Source organism: Piscirickettsia litoralis (genome assembly GCF_001720395.1).
Classification (GTDB): Bacteria; Pseudomonadota; Gammaproteobacteria; order Piscirickettsiales; family Piscirickettsiaceae; genus Piscirickettsia; species Piscirickettsia litoralis.
The window spans coordinates 175462-178707 of the sequence record NZ_MDTU01000001.1 but is presented as its reverse complement, the minus strand read 5'-3'; the positions used below and the strand labels follow the sequence as shown (position 1 = coordinate 178707).

At 33.1% G+C, this 3246-nt stretch carries 3 protein-coding genes; all 3 read right to left on the bottom strand.

Annotation, left to right across the window (positions count from 1 at the left end; genetic code table 11):
* Positions 1 to 876 (bottom strand): HAD family hydrolase (locus BGC07_RS00830; protein ID WP_158006815.1); only part of this gene is annotated, 876 nt, incomplete at its 3' end.
* Between the two features lie 99 nt (positions 877 to 975).
* Positions 976 to 1500: a hypothetical protein gene (locus BGC07_RS00825; RefSeq protein WP_069311590.1), complete on the bottom strand. Its 525-nt coding sequence runs from the start codon at positions 1498 to 1500 to the stop codon at positions 976 to 978.
* A gap of 118 nt (positions 1501 to 1618) precedes the next feature.
* Entirely contained in the window at positions 1619 to 2197 is a 579-nt protein-coding gene (locus BGC07_RS00820) for a hypothetical protein (protein WP_069311589.1), read from the bottom strand.
* Positions 2198 to 3246 lie beyond the last annotated feature (1049 nt).

Below are 3246 nucleotides of genomic sequence, written 5' to 3'. Positions count from 1 at the left end.
CCAAAGATGTTCCCAATATTTAGCTAACTCCGTCGTTTCACAACAGTGGTACATACATTTTACAAGGTCGGAGTTCTCGCTAAACTCATTCCACCTGGTGGAAAGGTCAACACCTGCTGCATTAAGTAAATTTATCTCTATTTGGAACTCTTTATCTTGAAACAAATGCCAATTTTTAGAAATATCAACCCCTTCATCAAAAAGTTTAACAATAACATCGTAAAAAAAGATTCTTCGCTTTAAAGAACAAGAATATAAATATTTAGGGTTATCTACGAAAAAACTCCAAATTTCATCATATCCAGCTCCAACCTCTTGCAAGCAAGCAACAATTTCTGGCTTGATTAAAACAAGATCTGGGAATGGCTCGCTAGACTTTGTTTCATGAAACAAACATTTTTTAAACGGCTCATTCAACCAATTATCATCGAATAACATTGCATTTGAGCTATTCCACTTATAATCGATAAACACAGATTTTTCAGTCCGACCAAATCGTTTTTCTACCCTTTCAATATCATCACGACTATAGTAATCTTGCTCTGTTAGTGTAATTCCTTGTCCTTTAAACAAAGAAATAATAAGATTAGCAGGATAATTAGCATTTGTAACTACGATAACTTTGTGGCCATTCTTTTGCAATCGTTTGATTGCTTTAAACGCATCATGGTCAATGTAAAATGTTCCCTTACGTCGTAAAACAGAGTCATGAACCACCACTTTATGGTTCATTCTTCCTTTTTCTGTCTTATGATTTAAGATATTACCACCTAAATCGAATAAAGCAAGCGCAGGATCATCTTCCGCATTTATTCTGCTTGCTTTTTTAAACCATTCTCTATGACTTCTACTCTCAAATTTAGTTGGTCTTGGCATAACTCTTCACCCTTTAATCTCTGTGCTTTCTGCAACAAAACAACTCAACAAATATTCTCAATGAATATTATCATTATCCAAATAACCATTAAAAAAAATTTAATAATGCCCTCCAGGCACTCTCGTTTTATTAGCTTCTATTATTTTTTCCTTATTTTGCATATCAGAAAATAAAGAATCACTTGTATTGTAAAGTCCTTTTGTTTTCTTATTCCTCCCTCCACAGACACCACTCCAGAAACCAATTTTTTTTTCCTTTGATTCTTTTAGCTTGCTGAGTATATATTGGAATGAACGGTCTACTGATTTGGCATCTTCTATGATAGCTGCTAAATGAGTTGGCATTTTTTTATAAGTTTTACCATCTAACTCAACCGTTTTTCCTCCCCATAAGCCATTTGCCTTACCCTGATATTCTTCACATAACTTTATTAAAAAACGCTTTATTTTACCCTCTTTTAGATTCTTCATTAATTTTTCGTCATAAAATTTAGTATCTTTTAAATTAGAATATTTAAATTTTTCAGAGTTAGAAAATTCCTCACTAATACCATTTAAAAATGATTTATCCGCCTCATTATCATTTATATAGCGAGGCTGATAGTGTGATCCTCCTAAGGTCATAAATCTATTCGATAAATCAATAGCAATTTGGCTGTTATTTACAAGGGAGTCTATAACACTAACAAGGGTTTCCGGGTCAATTCCTCTAAACGCGAGTCTTTTCCCGGACTTTACGCTATTACTTTCTAAAAGAGCATTTTTTTATAAACTCTTTTAACTCATCAGTCGTTCCTAAATCGCCCCACCATTTTGTTGCAAAAGATCTGATTTTATTGGCTATCCGATTTTTATAAAACTTCATATTAGAGTCTGCATGAATCCTGTATTGTGCTGCATATAACGCCTCGGCATTTGTTTTAACAGAGTTCCCGACAAACTCCTTTTTATGCGTCCTAGCAGCCTGCCGTTTAGTTTCAATATTCTCCGTAGAACTGTCTGAATATTTGACTGAGGCTTCAATAGCATCTTCTAAACTATGCTTCTGCACTAAAAGGTTATGCACAATTTTTTCTGATTGAAATTCAGCCCAATGTTCAATAAATGCCCGTATAACAGGTTTTGGATATTCCAAAGGTTCTTCCGTATCAGTAATATCGTTTAGCGCGCTCCATGAAATAGCCTCTGCATTGCTATTATATATCGATAGAATTTTAGCTTTAAGTTCTTCGTTTTCTGTTAAATCTGCCGTTTTAATTGCTATATAAAGTGCAGTCCTAAAACCACAAAACAGGTTATTAGATGATATTGCTCTAGTCATAGGTTTCATCCCATTCAAATAATTTTAATTAGTAAATTTTGAAACTACTACATTAAAGGATGCGCGATCAACACCATCCAAAATATGGGCAGATTCGACAATAGCATTTGTCAATACCACCTTTGAGTAAAGTCCCCTATGTGTTAGTTAAAAAATTAATACATTGAAAATAAAAACCAAATAAATTCTATGTTTTTTATCTTTAGGAGCGACAGAATTATAAAGCAGTTTTATTATATAAATATTTTACAAGAATTCATTTTTTTATTTTTCAAATCCTGGTATTTGTCATTCATTCCACCCTTTTTTTTGTATCTTGATACAGTTTTATGAGCTTTGATTGGAAGTCTTCCGCATCATCTATTTTTTGTTGAATTATCATATTTTAAACCTTCTAACCTGACCTTAACCCGAAATGGGTAGCCTGGTCACTATTTCAATTCAAACTATATTATTACAGTATAATTCATTTATTACTGAGAAAAATTGAGAATTTTATTGATATATTTATATAGTATTTATCCATATTTATGTTTAATACGTCTATTTTCTCTAAAGACAAGGATTCAATTTATGAAGTCGGCAAATTCGGCTTAAAGTATCCGTTAGATAGTAGAAATTTAGCTCACAACCTGAGTAAGGGCGTGATTGAAGTAAATTTTTTAAAGAAAAAGATAAAAAAAAGCTTTTTAGCTTTAAAGAAGAGTAAGAACAATAGCCTCCTACGTCGGCACTCGACCCACACTTTTTAACGGGGCGGGTCAGAAACGTCGTAGAATACCCCTTTTGAGGGATGATAGAGCTACCATAGATCCATGAGTGAGCCTTGGCAATCATCTCAAAGTGTTTTTTAAAGAAGGAGAGCGCTTTATTTCAATTTGAATAATACTTATGTACTACTTGAGGAAGAGCTACAACCCGAGATCATAATTGGACCTTGTTTACTCATTGCTGTCTTTGGCCAATTTAAATCTCCTATTGTGATTTGGTTATCCCTTTAAGGGTTATAGTCAATTTGAAGTTCAATAACAGACCTGATTATTTTAAAT

Excerpts from the sequence above, each read along its gene's own strand:
- BGC07_RS00825 (WP_069311590.1), bottom strand. The coding sequence starts at position 1,500 with ATGACCTTAGGAGGATCACACTATCAGCCTCGCTATATAAATGATAAT.
- BGC07_RS00820 (WP_069311589.1), bottom strand. The coding sequence starts at position 2,197 with ATGACTAGAGCAATATCATCTAATAACCTGTTTTGTGGTTTTAGGACT.